The 19,847-nt window shown below is 63.8% G+C and carries 19 protein-coding genes; 15 read left to right on the plus strand and 4 right to left on the minus strand.

The annotated features are described in order from the left end of the window. The 3 genes from BH682_RS12260 to BH682_RS12270 all read left to right on the plus strand — a co-directional run bounded on the left by BH682_RS12260 (position 1) and on the right by BH682_RS12270 (position 3,076). Positions 1 to 1,512, plus strand: a complete 1,512-nt coding sequence (locus BH682_RS12260; protein WP_003942774.1) for a cobyric acid synthase — start codon at positions 1 to 3, stop codon at positions 1,510 to 1,512. Between the two features lie 84 nt (positions 1,513 to 1,596). Next, a complete protein-coding gene (locus BH682_RS12265) occupies positions 1,597 to 2,166 on the plus strand; it encodes an RNA polymerase sigma factor (RefSeq protein WP_075832990.1) in 570 nt (189 codons plus the stop codon). 76 nt (positions 2,167 to 2,242) lie between these two features. Further along, positions 2,243 to 3,076: a GAF and ANTAR domain-containing protein gene (locus BH682_RS12270; protein WP_075835258.1), complete on the plus strand. Its 834-nt coding sequence runs from the start codon at positions 2,243 to 2,245 to the stop codon at positions 3,074 to 3,076. Here the strand turns inward: BH682_RS12270 and BH682_RS12275 are convergent. Together BH682_RS12275 and BH682_RS12280 are read right to left on the minus strand one after the other, a co-directional pair. Then, positions 3,073 to 3,498: a DUF6069 family protein gene (locus BH682_RS12275; protein WP_075832992.1), complete on the minus strand. Its 426-nt coding sequence runs from the start codon at positions 3,496 to 3,498 to the stop codon at positions 3,073 to 3,075. The genes BH682_RS12270 and BH682_RS12275 overlap by 4 nt on opposite strands. A gap of 88 nt (positions 3,499 to 3,586) precedes the next feature. After that, positions 3,587 to 4,456, minus strand: a complete 870-nt coding sequence (locus BH682_RS12280) for a PhzF family phenazine biosynthesis protein (RefSeq protein WP_223304444.1) — start codon at positions 4,454 to 4,456, stop codon at positions 3,587 to 3,589. Between the two features lie 121 nt (positions 4,457 to 4,577). Here BH682_RS12280 and BH682_RS12285 point away from each other — a divergent pair, with 121 nt between their 5' ends. Both BH682_RS12285 and BH682_RS12290 read left to right on the plus strand, forming a co-directional pair. Next, on the plus strand, positions 4,578 to 5,039 hold the full coding sequence (locus BH682_RS12285) for a PPOX class F420-dependent oxidoreductase (protein WP_042925813.1): 462 nt from the start codon (positions 4,578 to 4,580) through the stop codon (positions 5,037 to 5,039). Between the two features lie 211 nt (positions 5,040 to 5,250). Next, positions 5,251 to 5,796, plus strand: coding sequence for an alpha/beta fold hydrolase (locus BH682_RS12290; protein WP_003942671.1), 546 nt, complete (start codon positions 5,251 to 5,253; stop codon positions 5,794 to 5,796). Positions 5,797 to 5,873: 77 nt separating this feature from the next. Here BH682_RS12290 and mtr read toward each other — a convergent pair whose 3' ends face one another. Together mtr and BH682_RS12300 are read right to left on the minus strand one after the other, a co-directional pair. After that, positions 5,874 to 7,250, minus strand: a complete 1,377-nt coding sequence (gene mtr / locus BH682_RS12295) for a mycothione reductase (protein ID WP_064112710.1) — start codon at positions 7,248 to 7,250, stop codon at positions 5,874 to 5,876. After that, the gene (locus BH682_RS12300) at positions 7,247 to 8,296 is read right to left on the minus strand and encodes an alpha/beta hydrolase (RefSeq protein ID WP_003942674.1); all 1,050 of its coding nucleotides are present in this window, start codon (positions 8,294 to 8,296) and stop codon (positions 7,247 to 7,249) included. Before BH682_RS12300 ends, mtr begins: the two co-directional genes overlap by 4 nt. Positions 8,297 to 8,442: 146 nt before the next feature. On the opposite strand from BH682_RS12300, the gene mqo reads away from it, so the two are divergent. The 10 genes from mqo to BH682_RS12350 all read left to right on the plus strand — a co-directional run bounded on the left by mqo (position 8,443) and on the right by BH682_RS12350 (position 19,842). Beyond that, positions 8,443 to 9,981 (plus strand): malate dehydrogenase (quinone), encoded by a 1,539-nt coding sequence (mqo, locus tag BH682_RS12305; protein WP_003942820.1) that lies wholly within the window; start codon positions 8,443 to 8,445, stop codon positions 9,979 to 9,981. 11 nt (positions 9,982 to 9,992) lie between these two features. Further along, on the plus strand, positions 9,993 to 10,469 hold the full coding sequence (locus tag BH682_RS12310; protein WP_003942808.1) for a GNAT family N-acetyltransferase: 477 nt from the start codon (positions 9,993 to 9,995) through the stop codon (positions 10,467 to 10,469). 224 nt (positions 10,470 to 10,693) lie between these two features. After that, complete coding sequence (locus BH682_RS12315) at positions 10,694 to 12,655, plus strand: magnesium chelatase subunit D family protein (RefSeq protein ID WP_050656494.1); 1,962 nt, start codon at positions 10,694 to 10,696, stop codon at positions 12,653 to 12,655. Between the two features lie 21 nt (positions 12,656 to 12,676). Next, positions 12,677 to 13,291 carry a cob(I)yrinic acid a,c-diamide adenosyltransferase gene (gene cobO / locus BH682_RS12320; protein WP_003942784.1) on the plus strand — a complete coding sequence of 205 codons (615 nt, stop codon included), beginning with the start codon at positions 12,677 to 12,679 and terminating at the stop codon, positions 13,289 to 13,291. Further along, complete coding sequence (locus BH682_RS12325) at positions 13,285 to 14,661, plus strand: cobyrinate a,c-diamide synthase (RefSeq protein ID WP_075832994.1); 1,377 nt, start codon at positions 13,285 to 13,287, stop codon at positions 14,659 to 14,661. Before cobO ends, BH682_RS12325 begins: the two co-directional genes overlap by 7 nt. A gap of 13 nt (positions 14,662 to 14,674) precedes the next feature. Further along, a complete protein-coding gene (locus BH682_RS12330) occupies positions 14,675 to 15,058 on the plus strand; it encodes a cobalamin biosynthesis protein (RefSeq protein ID WP_003942729.1) in 384 nt (127 codons plus the stop codon). Continuing rightward, positions 15,055 to 16,281 carry a uroporphyrinogen-III C-methyltransferase gene (gene cobA / locus BH682_RS12335; protein ID WP_007735001.1) on the plus strand — a complete coding sequence of 409 codons (1,227 nt, stop codon included), beginning with the start codon at positions 15,055 to 15,057 and terminating at the stop codon, positions 16,279 to 16,281. Before BH682_RS12330 ends, cobA begins: the two co-directional genes overlap by 4 nt. An 11-nt stretch (positions 16,282 to 16,292) precedes the next feature. After that, positions 16,293 to 17,789 carry an MFS transporter gene (locus BH682_RS12340; protein ID WP_075832996.1) on the plus strand — a complete coding sequence of 499 codons (1,497 nt, stop codon included), beginning with the start codon at positions 16,293 to 16,295 and terminating at the stop codon, positions 17,787 to 17,789. Positions 17,790 to 17,869: 80 nt separating this feature from the next. Next, complete coding sequence (locus tag BH682_RS12345; protein ID WP_007735005.1) at positions 17,870 to 18,298, plus strand: CBS domain-containing protein; 429 nt, start codon at positions 17,870 to 17,872, stop codon at positions 18,296 to 18,298. Positions 18,299 to 18,333: 35 nt separating this feature from the next. Next, positions 18,334 to 19,842: a protein adenylyltransferase SelO gene (locus BH682_RS12350; protein ID WP_075832997.1), complete on the plus strand. Its 1,509-nt coding sequence runs from the start codon at positions 18,334 to 18,336 to the stop codon at positions 19,840 to 19,842. Positions 19,843 to 19,847 lie beyond the last annotated feature (5 nt).

Here is a 19,847-nt window from a genome sequence, read left to right on the forward strand (position 1 = left end):
ATGCGCGGCGCTCTGCTGGTAGCCGGCACTACTTCCGACGCAGGCAAGAGCGTTCTTGTGGCCGGATTGTGTCGCATGTTGGCGCGTCGAGGCGTCCGAGTGGCGCCGTTCAAGGCGCAGAACATGTCGAACAACTCCGTGGTCACGCTGGACGGCGGAGAGATCGGCCGTGCGCAGGCACTTCAGGCGCGTGCATGCGGTCTGGAGCCGAGTGTTCGATTCAATCCGGTGCTGCTCAAGCCTGGAAGTGACCGCACGTCGCAATTGGTTGTTCGGGGCAAGGCGATGACCACAGTGGGTGCTCGCGACTACATGCAGCATCGGCAGTGGCTTCGCGCCGTCGTGGCCGAAGATCTCGAATCGCTTCGATCCGAGTTCGACGTCGTGATCTGTGAAGGCGCCGGTTCACCGGCCGAAATCAACTTGCGCGCAACGGATCTTGCCAACATGGGATTGGCTGAGGCTGCGCGGATTCCGGTCGTCGTCGTCGGTGACATCGATCGCGGCGGCGTCCTGGCCCATCTGTTCGGGACCGTTGCTGTGCTCTCGCCCAGCGACCAGGCATTGATCGCGGGATTTGTGATCAACAAATTCCGCGGTGACGTTGCACTGTTGGAACCCGGACTGGAACAACTGCGCAGCCTCACCGGTCGACCCACTCTCGGAGTGATCCCGTTTGCCGACGATCTTTGGCTCGACGCCGAGGATTCGCTTGGCGTCACCGGCAATGCCCCGGTAGGGCGCCCGGGCCCACCCGTCGGTTCGGCCTGGCTCACCGTTGCTGCGGTTCGGCTCCCGCGCATCTCCAACTCCACGGACGTCGAGGCACTGGCATGTGAACCGGGCGTGGCAGTTTCGTGGGTGACCGATCCGTCGCGAATTCGCGACGCGGACCTCGTGGTGATCCCCGGTAGTAAGTCCACCGTAAGTGACCTCGAGTGGTTGCGAAGTACCGGCCTGGCCGACGAGATCGTCGCGCGAGCAGGTCGCGGGCAAGCAGTCCTGGGAATCTGCGGCGGTTACCAGATGCTGGGTAATTCCATCGTCGACGACGTCGAATCAGGATCAGGGACCACCGCGGGACTGGGTCTGCTGGACCTCGATGTCGAGTTCGCTCCGGACAAGGTGCTGGCGCAGATGACCGGTACGGCAGACGGTATCTCGGTGTCCGGGTACGAGATTCATCACGGACGCGTCGTGCGCAACGGGGACCACCCATTGCTGGCGGACTCGAGCGGTATGCCGGAAGGCAGTGTGCGAGGGCCTGTTCGAGGGACACACTGGCACGGTCTCCTGGAAAGTGACGACTTTCGGCGCAGTCTGCTGCGTGAGCTCGCGGTTCCCGGTTTTGTTGCTGCACCCGACACCGCGGTTGCCGCGGTGCGAGAACAACAACTCGACCTTCTCGCTGATCTCGTCGAGCAGCACCTCGATCAGGATCTACTCGAGAAACTGATCAACGGTGGGGCGCCTATCGGGCTCCCCGTCATTGCTTCCGCACTCGAAGCCTGAGAGCGCTCCCGCGGGTGTCGACGTGGACGCGGTAGAATAGCCAGGCCTCACTCCCGCGACGGCTCCCTAGTAGGAGTGTGCGCGGTGACAGATCAATTCGACGGCTTGCTGACCGACTTCAGTGACGAGGTGCTGGTCGACTCGGCAATGCTCGGCGATCACGCGGCCTTCGACGTCATCGTCCGTCGATACGGCCCGCACTTGTATCGATTTGCCCGTCGACTGCTCGCGAGCGAGAGTGACGTCGACGACATCGTCCAGGAAACCTGCGTCGCTGCGTGGCGCCAACTTCCGGGGTTTCAGCGGCGCTCGAGCACCAAGACCTGGTTGTTCGCGATCTGTTCTCGCAAGATCTCGGATTTCTATCGAAAAGTCGGCTCCTGCGCCGCCGATATGGACGAACTCCGGGAAGAAGCTGATCCCCGTTTGCGTGATCCGAGCGAAGAAGTCTGCGGCACAGCATTTCTCGATGCCCTGGAATCCGAACTCGATCGCCTGCCACTGCGTCAGCGTGCTGCCTGGGTCTTGCGAGAAGTGGAGGGCATGACGTATCCGGAGATCGCTGTTGTCCTGGAACTGAGTCCGGACGCGGTTCGTGGCCAGCACACTCGGGCGAGGCGGAATCTCGGTGTCGCACTCGATCGATGGCGATGACGACTCGGCGGTTTGCCGGGTTCTGTCACCGAACTCACTCTCCTTGGTGCCCGTGAAACTGGAAGAATGCTTCGTCGTGGATACCGCTTTCGACCCCAGAGGCTTCGACCCGAGAACCGAGGATTCGGTGCCGTCGGTACTGCCGGACGATGCGACGGCAACGGGTGCTGACGTCGCCGTCGAGGCTGCGGAAACTCGGCTGACGGCACGTGCGGTCAGAGAGTTGCTGGCAGCGCTCGGGGGAAGTATCGGCGACGAGGACGAACTCGTGGTTCTGCTCCAGCGCGCCGTCGAAATCGCGAACGACGCCATCGACGGCGCCGACAGCATCGGCGTCACCATCGATCTTGCCGGGCAGACCTACACCGCCGTTCACACCGATTCGCGGACCCTGCGCGTCGACATCGAGCAATACGACGCCGGCGACGGACCATGTCTGCACGCGGCTCGAACCGGTGAAACCGTAGTCGTTGATGCCGAGACCAGCGCAGATCGCTGGCCGCGGTTCGCGGCGGCCGCGAAGGACGAAGGGATCAAGTCCTTTCTCGCGGCGCCGCTCTTCACGCCGGATCAGCGACTCGGTTCGTTCAACTTGTACGGACGTGCCCCAGCGGCCTTCGACAGCGTCGACGCGGAAGTCATGGAGATTCTCACGACAACAGTCTCACGCGCGATCGGAGACTTCTCCCGTTTCAAATCTGCCAAGGCGGTAGCTGACGCCTTGCAACGCGCGCTCGAGACTCGGGCGCCGATAGAACAGGCCAAAGGCATGCTGATGGCCATCCATCGGATCGACGCCGACACCGCATTTCACATGCTGCGCAAGCAGTCTCAGACCACGAACACCAAGTTGCGTGACGTGGCAGCCGAGATTGTCGAGACGTATTCCGCGCCGCCCACCGCGGTCTAGTTCGACGGAGACCGACGTACGGCCTCGAGCGCGACGACCACGCTCGCGGCGACAACCACGTGCATCAGCGCGAGCGTGACCGTGCTGGCGGCGTCGAAGTCCGCGGCAATGGTCAAAGCGATGGTGCCGAGCGCCACGACTGCACCCACGATCTGGGCGATGCGGATGATCGGCTCCCACTTCAGTGAGATCAACATTGCGACCGACAAACCGACCAGCAGTGGCACCACCGTCAATGTGATGACCCCACCAGGCGCGACGCTCGCCGGCTTTCCCTGATCTGTCATCTCGAAGGATCCGCCCAATGCGAGGCCGATCAACCACAGGATCAGATTGACGACGAGAGCAATTACCGTGGCGCCGAGTACGGCACGTGGCTTGGTGACGTGGAGGCTGTGTGCGGTTGACGTGATTGCAGACATGGTGTTCTCCCGGCTCGATGCGATGGTCTTGTGACGTCGCTCTGGTGAATAGACCCGCCGGCGGGGAGAAACTCATCGCTGAGGTTGACTATTGCCCGTCGACGACGGGCACGGCGGTGCCGGTGACCGCGATACCGCCGTCGACCGGGATCTCGACCGCGAGAACGCTGGGTCGCCCGACGTGTCGGCCCTGGTGGATGGTGATCCGCCGCGGAGTGGCCGCGGGTTCGAGTTTGCGCAGGTAACCGCCGGTCGACGCCGCTGCGGACCCGGTCGCGGGATCCTCGACGATGTTTCCCACCGGAAACAGATTTCGAGCTTCGAAGGTGTTGTCGTCGAGGGGATGCAGGATCGTCACCGTGCCCGCCCACCCCTGCGCGTCCATCAGAGTTCGCATTGCGGATGGATCGAAGGTGAACTCGTCGAAGGCCGCCTGATCACGAAGTACGACAATCGGGTGCGTGTTGCCGGCGTACGAGAGCATTGCGGGATACCGCGCGTCGAGCGCAGACGAATCGACGCCGATGAGCCCGAGCAGTGCTGTCAGTACAGCATGATCGATCGGCGAGACCGATGGTTCGACGCTGGTGAAGGTCGCGGTGGACGTTCCGTCCTCGTCGGTCGCCGTGTCGATGGATACCGGTCCGATCGGTGTTTCGAATGTGAAGGTTCCGTCACCGTCTCGCTCGGTGAGAGCGATGGCCGTCGCAATAGTGGCATGACCGCAGAACGGTACTTCGGCGATAGGGGAGAAGTACCGGATCCGGCTGTGGCGCGGGTTGCCTCCGAGTACCGGTTCGATGAGGAACGCCGTCTCGGCATACCCGAATTCGGCTGCAACAGATTGTAATTCGGAGTCGTCGAGTCCACGCGCGTCGAGCACTACGCCGGCCGGATTACCGCCGGCCGGATCCGAACTGAACGCAGTCAGCCGGAGGATGTCGCGAGAAGTTGCCATGTCGACCATCTTTGTCCGCTGTCGTCCATCGGGGGAAGAGACATCGCGCGATTGCGGTCCGCGATCTTCGAACTGGACTGCCTCCGGAACAAACCGGCCGCACGGCGTCGTTGGTGCAGACATGAGCAATGACACAGACACCGACGACGCGTTGTTCGCACTCGTGGCCGAGGGAAAACAAGGTGTGCTGGCAACCGTAAAGCGTGACGGCCGCCCACAGTTGTCCAACATCATTTACCGCTGGGATGACGAGTCGAAGACGGCTTCCGTGTCCGTCACGGCCGATCGCGCCAAGAGTAAAAATGCGATCCGCGATCCGCGGGTTTCCCTTCACGTCAGCGCGCCCGACTTCTGGAGCTACGCCGTGATCGAAGGACTTGCCGTGGTGACACCCGTCGCGGCCGATCCTCACGATGAAGTGTCGGACGCCCTGGTCGAGCTGTACCGGGACATCAGCGGTCAGGAGCATCCTGATTGGGAGGAGTACCGCGAAGCGATGGTTGCGGAGCGTCGACAGATCCTCACGGTGCGCGCTGATCACGTCTACGGAATGACGAGGCTCCCCAAGCCGTCCGGTACCTAGAGCCGCGCCCCACTGGAGTTCGGCCCACCCCCACTTTCGAGCGAACGGTACGTCCGTCGCCTCAGATGCGCCGAAAGCCACTTTCGCTCCGAGTGGAGGCGGTACAGAGCGAACAAATCGGACTCGCCGGCGGTGGTGAGAATGTATGAGTGGTCATACTTCTGTCGACTCCAGGGTCCTCCACTGTGTGGATCGCGTACCGTTTCCAGACATGGAATTGACTCGAGTAGCGGTGGGCAGTGGTTCGTGCACCGTTCGGATCGACGGGCCGGTCAGCAAGCATGCGGTACTCCTGCTCCCGGGCAAGGGCGACCCCGTCGACTTGTACGACGATGTGTGTGAGCGACTGCACCATTCGGATCTGCGGACCGTCGCGGTGGAATCGATCGAGAATCTCGACGAGACCTCGGCAGTGGTACTTCTGGACGAGTTGAACATCGCCTGGGTGAACCTGGTCGGTCACCGGGAGGGCGCCGATCTCGCGTGGCTGTTGGCTGCACGTCAGTTCGGCCGCTTCGCGAGTTTGATCGCCGTGGACCGTGGACATCCGTCGGCCAGCGATATTGCCGGCGTTCCGCCGGTCGAGGTTCCGACCACCGTAGTCGTGGGCAGTGGAGGTCGGGCCATCGCCGACGCCAGCGGTCGTTTCGTGTACTCCGACTTCCGCGTGACGGAACTTCCGGGTGTCGACGACGTCGTCAAGTCGGCACCGGCCGAACTCGCAACCGAGATCGTGCTGCGTACCAGCCCCTGGTGAAACTCTGACCTACGAAAAGGCGGGCATTCCCATTGCGAGGAGTGCCCGCCTTTTCGGCGTCATTGGGGCGGCGGGGCTCAGATGTCGAGGCCGAGCAACGCGTTCTCGACCACTTCGGCCAGGGCCGGGTGGATCCAGTACTGGCCACGCGCCATGTCCTGAGCCGACAAACCGAAGCTCATCGCCTGAATGAGCGGCTGGATGACGGTCGGAGCCTGAGTGCCCATGACGTGGGCACCGAGGATGCGTCCGGTGCCGCGCTCGGCGATCACCTTGCAGATGCCCTCCTGATCCTCCATCGCCCAGCCGTACGCGACGTCGCCGTAAGCCTGCACCTTGACCGTGATGTCGAGTCCGGCGTCGCGAGCCTGCTTCTCCGTCATTCCGACGTCGGCGATCTGCGGGTCGGTGAACACGGCTGCCGGCACGAAGCGGTGATCGGTGCTGCGAAGCCCGGACGTGTCCTTCCACGCGTCCTGGAGCAGGTTGTGTTGAACAACGCGCGCTTCATGGTTGGCGACGTGCTTGAGCTGGTACGGCGAGGAGACGTCACCGAGTGCGAAGACGCCCTCGGCGGTGGTGCGTTGGTATTCGTCGACCACGATCGAGCCCTTGTCGTCGAGTTCGACGCCGGCCTTGTCGAGACCGAGTAGGTCACCGTTCGGCTGACGACCGACCGCGACGAGGAGAACGTCACCGGAAACGACTGTGCCGTTTGCCAGTTCGACGGCGATGTTGTCGCCGTCGCCGCGTACCGACGTGAGGGGGGCGCCCAGATGGACGTCCCACTTCTGTTCGGCCAACTCGGTGAAGCGCTCGGAGATCTCGTCGTCGAGGTGCCGCAGCAGTCGCTGGCTGCGACCGATGATCGACACGCGAGAACCCAACGCGGAGAACACGTGTGCGAACTCGGTTGCGATGAATCCGGAGCCGACGATCACGAGGTGCTCGGGAAGTTCGGGCAGTCGCATGATGTCTTCGTTGGTGTAGTACTTCACACCACTCGACGCGATCTCGTCCGGGATGATCGGACGCGAACCGGCTGCGATGACCACCTGGTCAGCGGTGATCGTCTCGCCGGTTCCGGTGTCGATCGTCTTGTCGCCGGTGAACGTGGCGTGGCCGCGGTAGACGGTGGTGTTGGGACTGTCTTCGCTGCGGTACCGCTCACCACCTGCAGAAATGGGATCGATGCGGCCGAAGACGCGCTTGACGATGTCGGACCAACGAACGCCGTCGAGAGTGGCGTCGACGCCGTACTTCTCGGCAGTGGTGACGGTGCGTGCCACCTCGGCGGCGTAGACGAACATCTTGGTCGGGATACACCCGACATTGAGGCACGTTCCGCCGAAGGTGCCCTCTTCGAGGATTGCGATCTTCTTGCCGTCGAACCGCTCGTCGGGCAGCGAGTTTCCGGATCCGCTGCCGATGATTGCAAGGTCGTAGTGCGTCACTGCGCGATCTCCTGTGTGTTGCTTGCTGTGCTTGCCGAACTTTCTGCGGCCGGGGTGAGGTGGCCGTCGAGCCACTCCAACCACAGGTCGAGTTCGGAAAAGGCTGTGGCCAAGGGCTTCTCGGTCGAAAGGAACACGTCGTGACGGGCGCCGTCGATCGGGACGATGGTGGTGCGATCGCCGAGGCAACCGGCCCAACGTGCGATCTGCTTGACGTCGAGCACGGAATCGGCGAGGTCGACGCTCGGGTTGTACGCCTTCGCGAACTGCGACTTCTTCGAGCGCAGAATCAGCGCGGGCACTCCGATGTCTAGGCCGCGGTGAAGTTTTGCGTGACCCGCTCGGACGGCCCGCATCCAGCCGAAGGTAACGGGGCAGCCTGCCAGTGGCTTCCAGTCGAGGTTGTAATCCCAGACGCCGTTGGCCGAAACATGAAGACTGGAACCGTAAGTCGGTAGCCCAGTTCCCGGGATCACCGTCTTCGCCGATACCCGTCCGAGCGCATCGATCGCCGTAGTACCGACGTTGCGCACCACTGAGGGACCCTGAAGGTCGAACCAGGGGCTGTTGAGTACCAGCCCGCAGATTCCGGCGCCGTCGCTGCCACCGGGCTTGCGCTGCAAACGGTTCAGCCAGAGCGGAACGATCAGACCGCCGGTGGAGTGCGCCATGAGCAGCACCTCGCTGCCCTCGGTCTCGCTGCGGACGATGCGCAGCGCTTCGTTCAGTTCGGCGTCGTAGAGCGCAAGGTCGGAGACGTAATGAGCTGTGTGCCCCGGTTTGAGGGAGCGGCCGCACTTACGCAGGTCGAGTGCGAAGAAGGCGTAACCCTGCTCGGCAAAGTGCTCGGCGAGGTGCTTCTGGAAGAAGTAATCGGTGAAACCGTGCACGTACAAAACGGCACGGTGTGTCTTCACCGCCTCCTTCTGCGGTTGGTAGCGGACCAGTGTTGCGTCCACCTCGCCTTCGCCGTCCGGATCCGTTCCGAGCGGGATCGTCAGCTGCTGATATCCGTCACCGAGGACGTCTGGAACCCAAGTAGTCACAAATCACAATCTAATCGTCGTTTCGAGTGCGCGTTGTAGAGCACAATTGGGGGTGGTGAACCGCGCGTGTACGCACGGGTAACCTATTCGGCGTAACACAGCAGGCGGATGCGCGCACGGCTAATGACAAGGAAGTCGATTCTCCAGTGTCGAATCAGAACGCGGTAGAGACGAAGACGGATGTAGTGCTCGTGGGCGCAGGCATCATGAGCGCCACGCTGGGTGCATTGCTGCGCCAGCTGCAGCCCGATTGGTCGATCTCGACCTTCGAGCGGCTCGATGCCGTCGCAGCCGAGAGCAGCGACCCCTGGAACAACGCGGGAACCGGTCACTCAGCCCTGTGTGAGCTCAATTACACACCTGAGAACTCGGACGGCACGGTCGACATCAAGAAGGCCGTCAACGTCAACGAGCAGTTCCAGGTGTCACGCCAGTTCTGGGCACACGCGGTAGAGCAGGGCGTCCTGACACAGCCCAAGGAATTCATCAACCCCATCGCGCACGTGAGCTTCGTTCACGGTGAGGCCAACGCCAAGTACCTCCGTGCTCGTTACGACGCACTTGCCGGCCACACGCTCTTCCGCGGTATGGAGTACATCGACGATCCGGCCGAGTTCAGCAAGCGTTTGCCGCTCATGGCCAAGGGACGCGACTTCTCCGATCCCATCGCTCTGAACTGGAGCCAGGACGGCACCGACGTCGATTTCGGAGCGCTCACCAAGCAGCTCATCGGCTACATCGGCAAGACCGGCGGCAAGATGTACTTCGGCCACGAGGTCACCAACCTGACCCAGAACTCGGACAAGTCCTGGACCGTCAAGGTCACCAACCGTCGCACCGGTGAAAAGCGCACCGTTCGCTCGCGCTTCGTGTTCGTCGGTGCCGGTGGCGGCGCCCTGCACCTGCTGCAGAAGTCGGGCATCAAGGAAGCCAAGGGCTTCGGTGGCTTCCCCGTCAGCGGTGCCTTCCTGCGATGCACCAACCCCGAACTCATCGACCAGCACAGCGCCAAGGTCTACGGCAAGGCTGCCGTCGGCGCCCCGCCCATGTCGGTGCCTCACCTGGACACCCGTGTCATCGGCAACAAGCCGGGTCTGCTGTTCGGTCCCTACGCTGGTTGGTCGCCGAAGTTCCTCAAGCAGGGTCGCGTCACGGACCTGCCCGGCTCGGTCAAGCCGAACAACATCCTCTCGATGCTCGGTGTCGGTGTCAGCGAGCTCGGCCTGGTCAAGTACCTGGTCAGCGAGCTTGCCAAGAACGAAGCCGGTCGCATCTGGGATCTGCGTGAGTTCGCGCCCAAGGCGCAGGCCCAGGACTGGGAACTCATCACCGCGGGCCAGCGCGTCCAGGTGATCCGCCGTGCCAAGGGCAAGGGTGGTGTCCTCGAATTCGGTACCGCTGTGGTCGCCGCTGAGGACGGTTCCATCGCCGGCCTGCTCGGTGCTTCGCCCGGTGCGTCCACGGCCGTCCCGGCGATGCTGGACGTACTCGAGCGCTGCTTCCCGACCGAGTTCCAGGGTTGGAAGGGCAAGCTCCGCGAGATGGTTCCGTCCATCGGCGTCAAGCTCACCGACAACGAAGGCCTGTTCAACCAGGTCTGGGATTGGTCCTCGAAGGTTCTCGAGCTCGATTCCGCCGGTGCTTCCGAATCGGCTCCGGTCGCGGATACCGCCGCGACTGTGTGATAGTCCAACCCATGACGGCAACAGCAGCTTTGAAGCGTTCATGGGCACTCGATCTCGACAACAAGACGTTCTACGAGTTGTTGAAGCTTCGAGTGGAGGTCTTTGTCGTCGAGCAGGCTTGCCCGTATCCCGAGTTGGACGGGCGGGACCTGCTGACGGAAACACGCCACTTCTGGCTCGAGCAGGACGGCCAGGTGGTGTGCACGCTCCGGCTGCTCGAAGAGCACGACGACGGAAACAAGAGCTTCCGAATCGGACGCCTGTGCACGTCGCGTCAGGCTCGCGGCCAGGGCCACACGACCCGCCTCCTGCAGGCCGCACTGGCCGAGGTCGGCGAAGCGCCGTGCCGGATCAACGCCCAGACCTACTTGGTCGAGATGTACGCCAAGCACGGATTCAAGGCTGACGGCGAAGAGTTCATCGAAGACGGCATCCCGCACACCCCGATGCGTCGTGGTGGGGGAGAGCCTTTCGTGGCCGTCAGCTAGTTTGTCGGAGAATTGACCCTGGTCGGCTCGTGGGAAAGCGAGCCGACTAGGGTTTTTTCGATACCGAATGTTCGCGGGGAAGTCCTGTTCGATCCAGGCGCGGTCCCGCCACTGTGAAAGATCTCTCCTCTACCGATAAACCGGGAGATCTCAGCCAGGTTGCCGCGACATTCGAGTGCAGCCAAATTCTCGGCGAGGAAACCGAGAGGTGGAGGGATATCGACGTGCGAAGTGAAGAAGATCGACCAGTGGCGGGCTTTCCGTTCAGTGCTGTGGTAGGCCAGGATCAATTGCGATTGGCGCTGATCCTGTGTGCGGTGCATCCAGGGATCGGCGGGGTCCTGGTTCGCGGTGAGAAGGGAACTGCCAAGTCGACGGTCGTGCGCGCGCTGACTGCGCTGCTGCCCGCGGTCGACGACGCCGGAACGACACGACCGGCCCGCTTGGTCGAACTGCCCGTGGGCGCCACCGAAGACCGGGTGATCGGTTCGATCGACTTGGAGAAGGTTCTGCGTGACGGTGAGCGCGCATTCCAACCTGGACTGCTCGCCGCCGCTCACCAGGGTGTTCTGTACGTCGACGAGGTGAATCTGCTTCACGACCACCTGGTCGACGTGCTTCTCGACGCCGCGGCGATGGGTCGGGTTCACATCGAGCGTGACGGCATCTCCCATTCGCATCCGGCCAAGTTCGTACTCGTCGGCACGATGAATCCCGAAGAGGGAGAACTGCGTCCGCAACTTCTGGACCGTTTCGGTCTGGCTGTCGACGTCGCCGCGTCCCGCGACGTCGACATTCGCATGGAAGTGGTGCGTCGCCGACTCGACTACGAGCGTGACCCCGAGGCATTTGTCGCTCGGTACGTATCCGCCGATGAGGAGTTGGCGTCCGAAATCCTCACGGCGCGTGAGAAATTGGACTCGGTCGAGCTGAGCAACCGCGAACTGCGTCGTATCGCCTCGCTGTGTGCGTCGTTCGACGTCGACGGTATGCGCGCGGACTTGGTGCTGGCGCGCACCGCGACGGCCCACGCTGCCTGGCGTGGCGACAGTGAAGTCACTGCGGAGGACGTACGAGTAGCGGCGGAACTGACGCTGCCGCATCGCCGCCGCCGCGATCCGTTCGACGAGCCCGGCTTGGATCAGCAGCAGTTGGACGATGCGCTCGAGCAGGCCGATCAGGATGCTCAGTCGCAGGTAGAGGACGACGCGCGCGACGGAGAGCCCGAACCTCCCGAAAATCACGAAGACCGTGGCCCGGAAGATGGCGGCTCCGATGACGGCGGTCCCGGAGACGAAGGGCCGGACGACGACGGCCCGGACGACGACGGCCCGGACGACCCTGACGGACCTGGTGGGGGAGTGCGCGCCACCGATCGTCCCTCGGCTCCACCGGCCGGCGAATTCAAGGCCAAGCTCCTCGAAGTTCCGGGAGTCGGTGAAGGTGCACCGGGACGACGCTCGCGGTCCATGTCGTCCCGTGGACGAGTTGTGCGGTCCACGCGGGAGCGTGGGCACGGATTGCATCTGACGAGCACGGTCTTTGCCGCAGCCGAGTCTCAAGTTGCCCGTGGTCGCACTGCTGGACGGTTGCGGCTGGCACCGGCTGACCTCCGCGGCGCGATACGTGAAGGGCGAGAAGGCAATCTGATCGTCTTCGTTGTCGACGCGTCGGGGTCGATGGCAGCACGCGACCGCCTCTCCGCGGTCACCGGTGCGGTTGTCTCGTTGCTCCGCGACGCCTATCAGCGCCGCGACAAGGTCGCCGTCATCACCGTCCGTGGTCGTGAAGCGGAGCTCGTACTGCCGCCGACATCTTCAGTGGACATCGCTGTCCGTCGCTTGCAGTCGATGCGTACCGGCGGCAAATCCCCACTCGCAGAGGGATTCCTGCGTGCTCGCGAAGTGGTTCTGCGTGAACGACTTCGTGACCCGCAGCGTCGCGCCCTCGTCGTCACACTCACCGACGGCCGGGCAACCGGCGGCAAGGACGCGCTGCACCGCGCCCGCGTCGCCGCGCATCTTCTCGCCGACGCGTCCGTCGCGTCCATCGTCGTCGACTGCGAGACCGGCCTCGTGCGTCTGGGGCTGGCGGCCGAGTTGGCGCGAGAACTACGTGGCGGATACGTCCGCCTCGCCGAATTGTCAGCGCAGCAGGTCGCGGGTGTCGTCCGCGCCGCAGCCTAGATCCCAGCTCAGGAGTTCACGATGCCCAAGGGTGTTCCCGAGACAGTTCCCGACGACGGTCTGACCACGCGTCAGCGTCGTAACGCGCCGGTACTTGCCGTGCACACCGGCCCGGGAAAGGGTAAGTCCACCGCCGCTTTCGGCATGGCGCTGCGTGCCTGGAATCAGGGGTTCGACATCGGCGTGTTCCAGTTCGTGAAGAGTGCCAAGTGGAAGGTCGGAGAGGAAGCCGCGTTCCGCGCGCTCGGAAACCTGCACGACGAAACCGGCGTCGGTGGGCCGGTGCAGTGGCACAAGATGGGCGAAGGTTGGTCATGGACACGCAAGGCCGGTAGCGAGGAAGATCATGCTGCTGCCGCTGCGGAGGGTTGGCAGGAGATCGCGAGAAGGCTTGCGAGCGAGGAACATCGATTCTATGTCCTCGACGAGTTCACCTATCCGCTCAAGTGGGGCTGGGTCGACGTCGACGAGGTCGTGCAGACACTGCGCGATCGTCCGGGCAACCAGCACGTTGTCATCACGGGACGCGACGCCCCGCAGGCGTTGATCGACGCCGCCGACCTCGTGACCGAGATGACCAAGATCAAGCACCCGATGGATGCCGGCCGAAAGGGCCAACGGGGCATCGAATGGTAAGTCCTTCCACTCCGGCCGTGGTGATCGCCGCTCCTGCCTCGGGTAGCGGAAAGACCACGGTGGCAACGGGATTGATCGGCGCGCTGCGACGGTCCGGTAGCAGCGTTGCACCCTTCAAGGTGGGGCCGGACTACATCGACCCGGGTTATCACGGACTCGCGGCAGGGCGGCCCGGACGCAACCTCGACACTGTTCTGGTGGGCCCGGATCGCATCGGACCGCTCTACCGGCATGGAACCGCTGGTTGCGACATCGCCGTGGTCGAAGGCGTCATGGGTCTGTTCGACGGGAAGATCGACGAGGCAAACTCGCAGCCGTCGGCGGAGGGATCGACGGCGCAGGTCGCGTCGATCCTCGGTTCGCCGGTAGTCCTCGTGATCGACGCCCGTGGGCACAGTCAGAGTCTGGCCGCCGTACTCCACGGCTTCGCGACCTACGACGCAGGTGTGCGCATCGGCGGCGTCATTCTCAATCGCGTCGGGAGCGCTCGTCACGAGCAGGTGTTGCGTCATGCGTGCGACAAGGTCGGCGTCGCAGTGCTCGGGGTTGTGCCACGGTTGACGGAACTCGAAGTTCCCTCCCGGCATCTCGGCCTGATTCCGGCGGCCGAGCACGGCGCCGCCGCTGTGGCCGCAGTGGACGCGATGTCCGATTTGATTGCCTCGCACGTCGATCTGGGTGCTGTTCGCGCACTCGCCGCCTCGAACGTGAGTGCAGCTGCATGGGATCCGGTTGCCGAGGTCGGCGCACACGCAGAGTCTCGGCCTGTGGTTGCCATGGCGGGTGGCCCGGCCTTCACCTTCGGCTACGCCGAGCACCGGGAGCTGTTGACTGCTGCCGGCGCGGACGTGCAGGTGTTCGACCCGTTGCGGGACGAGCTTCCTGCGGGAACTGCCGCTCTGGTCCTTCCCGGTGGCTTCCCGGAAGAACACGCGGTAGACCTTGCGGCCAATACCGTACTGCTGCAGCAGGTTCGCGATCTGGCGGACGGCGGTGCACCGATCCATGCAGAGTGTGCCGGTCTGCTCTACCTCGCTCGCAGCTTGGACGGTCACAGCATGGCCGGTGTGGTCGGAGTGGATGCGACGTTCGGGAAACGCCTGACCCTCGGGTATCGCGAAGCAGTCGCGATCAGCGACTCCAGCCTCTTCGGCGCAGGCTCCCGCGTCACCGGTCACGAGTTCCACCGAACGTCTCTCGTCTCGGCAGACGCGGACGGTTGCGGAAGTGCGTGGGGGTGGCGGCCCTGGGACGGCGGCAGTGTCCGCGAAGGGTTTGTTCGCGGTGGCGTCCACGCGTCGTATCTCCACACTCATCCGGTGGGGCAGCCCGAATCGATCGCGAAGTTCGTCGATGCCGCACGGCGATGACCTCTGTATAGGCGTGGGATTCACGACGAGTGTCACCGCGAAGGACATCGTCGCTGCGGTGAAGGCTGTGCCCGCGGCGCAAGGGAAGATCGTGGTACTCGCCACTGTGGCGGCAAAAGCTGAGTCTTCGGCTCTTCTGACAGCGGCCCATGAACTGAACGTCCCGATTGTGAGTTTCGCCCCGGACGTACTTGCGCGAGTTCAAGTTCCGTCACCATCGCCTCGCGTCGAGAACGCCGTCGGAACGGCAAGCGTCGCGGAAGCGGCTGCGATCCTCGCGTCCGGGGGCGGCCGACTTGTGCTGGCCAAGACTGCCAGGGATGGAGTGACCGTGGCCGCGGCCCGTAAAGTTCCCTCCAGCTTGACCAATTCTGACAACGAAACGGAGTGCGAGTGAGCGAGTCCACCGCAGACGAGACCAACTACCTGGTCGGCCTCAACCTGACCGATCGACGCGTGGTCGTGTTCGGTGGCGGCACTGTGGCTCAGCGCCGACTCGGACTGCTGGTCGCCTCTGGTGCCCGCGTTCACGTCATCAGTCGCGCGTTCACTCCAGCCGTCGAAGGTATGGCCACTGCCGGTCAGATCACGGTCGAAGAGCGTCCGTACGCCGACGGCGACCTCGAAGGTGCGTGGTACGCCATCGCCTCGACCGACGAGCCGGAAACCAATGCGGCGATCGTCGCCGAAGCGGAGCGTCGCCACATCTTCTGCGTGCGCGCCGACAACGCGAAGCACGGCACCGCCGTCACTCCCGCCAGCGCCGAGTACGACGGTATGAGCATCGGAATTCTGGCGGGCGGCGATCACCGTCGTTCGGCAGCGGTCCGCACCGCCGTCGTCGAAGGTCTTCAGTCGGGCGTGCTCGCCGATACGGCCGAGCCTGCCGCTGCGGGTGTTGCTCTCGTCGGTGGTGGCCCCGGTGATCCCGATCTGATCACCGTGCGCGGACGCCGTTTGCTCGCCCGCGCCGACGTCGTCGTGGCCGACCGATTGGCTCCGCCGGAGTTGCTCGCCGAACTGGGTCCGGACGTAGAGGTGATCGACGCCGCGAAGATCCCGTACGGCCGTGCCATGGCTCAGGAGGCCATCAACGCCGCGCTGATCGACAACGCGAAGGCAGGCAAGTTCGTGGTCCGCCTCAAGGGCGGGGACCCGTACGTCTTCGGACGGGGATACGAAGAACTCGAAGCGTGTGCCGCTGCCGGCGTTCCGGTGACCGTAGTGCCCGGAATCACGAGCGCGATCTCGGTCCCGTCGGCCGCAGGCATCCCGGTCACCCACCGCGGCGTCACCCACGAGTTCGTCGTCGTCAGTGGGCACGTGGCTCCGGATCATCCGGATTCGCTGGTCGACTGGTCGGCGCTGGCCAAGTTGCGCGGCACGATCGTGCTGCTCATGGCGGTCGAGCGCATCGATCAGTTCGCGAAGGCACTCGTCGACGGTGGACGCCCGGCAACCACGCCGGTCACCGTCATCCAAGAGGGCACGCTGCGCACTCAGCGTGAACTTCGGGCCGATCTGGCGACCGTTGCTCAGCGCGTCAAGGACGAGGAGATCAAGCCTCCGGCGATCATCGTGATCGGGCCGGTCGCGGGCTTTTCCGTCGACGCTGGGTAACGTGAAGTCTTGTGTCTGATTCCCCAACATCTGAAACCGCTTCGGCGAATGCCCCGGTAGCGACTCGAGTCATCGGGCTCGCCATCATCGTCCTGAGTGGTTTGCAGATGATGGTGGTGCTCGACGGCACCGTCGCGAACCTCGCGCTGGCGCCATTGCAGGCAGACCTCGGGCTGAGCGACAGTGGTCGCAACTGGGTGTTGACCTCGTACGCGCTTGCGTTTGGTGGGCTCATGCTCCTCGGTGGTCGGCTCGGCGACGCGTTCGGACGCAAGAAGATGTTCATCGCGGGAGTCTCGCTGTTCACGGTGGCGTCGTTGCTCTGTGGACTCGCCCTGAACGAGGGCATGTTGATCGCAGCGCGGGCGCTTCAAGGTGTCGGCGCAGCCGTGGCGTCGCCCACTGCCTTCGCCCTTGTTGCCACGACTTTCGCCGCGGGTCCGGCTCGTAATCAGGCCATCGCGATTTTTGCCGCCATGACGGGCGTCGGATCGATCGCCGGTCTGATCATCGGCGGCGCATTGACCGAGGTGTCGTGGCGTCTGATCTTCCTCATCAACGTCCCGATCGGCATCGCGCTCGTCGGCATGGCGTTCCGCGCCCTTCGCGAGACGAATCAGACGCGTCTGGCTTTGGATGTCCCCGGCGCGATCCTCGCGACCCTCGGTTGTACCGGTGTTGTTTTTGCTCTCACCGAAGGCCCGGAAATGGGATGGGGGAGCATCGCCGTCATCGGTGCATTGGCGGCCGGATTGGTCGCCCTCGCCGCCTTCCTCTTTGTCGAGCGAACTGCAGACAACCCGCTCTTGCCCTTCTCGTTGTTCGCCGATCGCAACCGTGTCGCGACGTTCCTCGCCATCTTCTTCGTCGGTGGCGCGATGTTCAGCATGACGGCCTTCGTCGCACTGTTCGTGCAGGACATCATGCAGTATTCGCCGTTGCGTGCCGGTATCGCGTTCATTCCGTTCGCGTTCGGATTGGGCGCCGCCGCGTCGGTTGCTTCCAAGCTCGCCGTGAAGGTTCAACCCCGCTGGCTGGTCCTCACCGGCGTCGTGATCATGATCGTCGGACTCCTCTACGGCTCTACTCTCGATTCCGACTCCACCTACCTGGCCAACTTGTTCGCGCCCGTGATCGGGATCGGATTCGGTATCGGCCTCGCGATGGTGCCCTTGCCACTGTGCGCGATCGCCGGTGTCCCGGAGACCGAGATCGGCCCGCTGACCGCAATCTCCCAAGTTGCCCAGACGCTCGGTGGACCATTGGCGCTGTCGGTGATCGGTGCAATGGCGACGTCCAAGACGCTCTCGCTCGGCGGCACTTCGGGCAAGGCAGCGGACATGAATCCGGCGCAATTGATCGCACTCGGAGAGGGGTACACCTTCGCACTTGTGGGCTGCGCGGTCTGCGCCGTGTTCGCCGGTATCGCGGCGCTGTGCATCAGGTTCACACCTTCTCAGGTAGCCCAGGCACAGGCTGCGGAGAAGGCAGCTCAGGGAATCGCCTGATCAGTCCTGTTTTTCCGCTTCGCTAGCCGATACGATCGTTGCAGGACGTGCCGAGAGTCTCGACGGATCGGGGTGCCGTGATGCGGATCGCGGACATATTGCGAAACAAGGGCAACAGCATCGTCACGATCGACGCCCACACGACGGTCAACGGGCTGCTGTGCGATCTTGCCCGCCACAACATCGGAGCCATGGTGGTGGTCGACGACGACGCGGTGGTCGGCATCATCTCCGAACGCGATGTCGTTCGACGCCTGCACGAGCGTGGCCCGGACCTTCTCGGGATCCAGGTTTCCGAGGTCATGACCGCTCTGATGTACACGTGCGTTCCGGCAGACGCGGTGGACAGCATTGCCGCGATCATGACCGAGCGTCGAATCCGGCATCTGCCGGTGATCGAGGACGGCAACCTCCTCGGCATCGTCAGTATCGGTGACGTGGTGAAGAGCCGCATCGACGAGCTCAAGAGCGAACGCGATCAGCTCGAGTCGTACATCGATCAGGGCTGATCGATAGGTTGTCGCACGGTGACTACTCTCGTGTGATGGCCGCATTCCAGGAATCGACAGCAGACACGGTCACCATCGTGGCCGGCCTCGAGAGCACGTTCGCCGACGAACTCGGCGCTCTGACGGTGCCGTGGCAAGGTGCTGCCGCCCCTGACCCGCAGTTGCTCGTGGTGAACGAGCAGCTGGCTGCGTCGTTGAGATTGGACGTAGCAGCGCTGCGAAGTGTGGACGGGATCGGCGTCCTGTCCGGGTCGACGGTGCCGGTCGGGGCCACACCGGTGGCGATGGCGTATGCGGGTCATCAGTTCGGTGGGTACGCACCGATTCTCGGGGACGGTCGGGCGTTGTTACTCGGCGAACTCGTCAGCAGTGCCGGGCAGCGAGTGGACTTGCATCTGAAAGGCTCCGGGCGCACACCGTTCTCTCGGGGCGGCGACGGGTACGCGGTTGTCGGGCCGATGCTGCGCGAATATCTGGTCAGTGAGGCGATGTATGCCCTCGGTGTCCCCACTACGCGCGCGCTGTCTGTCGTGGCGACGGGACGGGACGTTCGCCGCAACGGCGCAGAACCCGGTGCCGTGCTTGCACGGATCGCGTCGAGTCACCTACGCGTTGGGACCTTCGAGTTCGCGGCCCGGCAGGGCGAGGTCTTGCAGCCGCTCACCGACTACGCGATCACCCGGCACTACCCGGAGCTGACCGAACTTCCGTCAACGGGTACACACAATCGCTATCTGAGGTTCCTCGAGGCGGTCGTCGAGGCGCAGGCGTCACTGGTGGCGAGGTGGATGCTCATCGGTTTCGTGCACGGGGTCATGAACACCGACAACACGACAATTTCGGGAGAGACCATCGATTACGGTCCGTGCGCCTTCCTCGACGCATTCGATCCGGCGGCAGTGTTCAGCTCGATCGACCACGGGGGCCGCTATGCGTTCGGCAATCAGCCCGCTGTACTGAAGTGGAATCTTGCGCGCTTGGCAGAAACACTGTTGCCGCTGATCGATTCCGCACCCGACAATGCGATTTCCGCGGCGTCGGCGGTTCTCGACACCTTCGACGAGCGTTACGAGGGCCACTACACGGCCGGCATGGCGGAAAAGCTCGGTCTGGCCCAGCCGTTTGTCGATCGGGCGCTCGTCGACGATCTGCTGACGTTGTTGGCGGAACACGGTGCTGATTGGACGGGCAGTTTCCGCGCACTCGCCGACGAATTGCGCGGAAATTCGGCGCCTCTCGACCAACTCGTGCCACGGGAGCACATCGCGCCCTGGTTGCAGCGGTGGCAGGGAGCCCTGACCGAAAACGGACAAGGGGCCGCGGAGACCGCGAGCGCGATGGATCGCGTCAACCCGCTGTACATTCCGCGTAATCATCGGCTCGACGCTGCCCTGCGCGCCGCGACCGACGGCGACCTCGCTCCATTCGAGAAGCTGCTGGAGGTTGTCACGCATCCATTCGACCGACGCGACGAGTGGGCTGACTACACCGAGGCGGCTCCGCGGTCTTTCAGCGAGACGTTCCAAACCTTCTGCGGCACTTGACAGAC

It is taken from the genome of Rhodococcus sp. YL-1 (assembly GCF_001942025.1).
Taxonomy (GTDB): Bacteria; Actinomycetota; Actinomycetes; order Mycobacteriales; family Mycobacteriaceae; genus Rhodococcus_F; species Rhodococcus_F qingshengii.

What these genes read in the sequence shown, in the direction of transcription:
- cobO (WP_003942784.1), top strand. Translation starts at nt 12,677, where the DNA reads ATGCCCAAGGGTGTTCCCGAGACAGTTCCCGACGACGGTCTGACCACG.
- BH682_RS12345 (WP_007735005.1), top strand. Translation starts at nt 17,870, where the DNA reads ATGCGGATCGCGGACATATTGCGAAACAAGGGCAACAGCATCGTCACG.
- BH682_RS12260 (WP_003942774.1), top strand. Translation starts at nt 1, where the DNA reads ATGCGCGGCGCTCTGCTGGTAGCCGGCACTACTTCCGACGCAGGCAAG.
- BH682_RS12280 (WP_223304444.1), bottom strand. Translation starts at nt 4,456, where the DNA reads ATGGCAACTTCTCGCGACATCCTCCGGCTGACTGCGTTCAGTTCGGAT.
- BH682_RS12310 (WP_003942808.1), top strand. Translation starts at nt 9,993, where the DNA reads ATGACGGCAACAGCAGCTTTGAAGCGTTCATGGGCACTCGATCTCGAC.
- BH682_RS12350 (WP_075832997.1), top strand. Translation starts at nt 18,334, where the DNA reads ATGGCCGCATTCCAGGAATCGACAGCAGACACGGTCACCATCGTGGCC.
- BH682_RS12290 (WP_003942671.1), top strand. Translation starts at nt 5,251, where the DNA reads ATGGAATTGACTCGAGTAGCGGTGGGCAGTGGTTCGTGCACCGTTCGG.
- BH682_RS12275 (WP_075832992.1), bottom strand. Translation starts at nt 3,498, where the DNA reads ATGTCTGCAATCACGTCAACCGCACACAGCCTCCACGTCACCAAGCCA.
- BH682_RS12285 (WP_042925813.1), top strand. Translation starts at nt 4,578, where the DNA reads ATGAGCAATGACACAGACACCGACGACGCGTTGTTCGCACTCGTGGCC.
- BH682_RS12325 (WP_075832994.1), top strand. Translation starts at nt 13,285, where the DNA reads ATGGTAAGTCCTTCCACTCCGGCCGTGGTGATCGCCGCTCCTGCCTCG.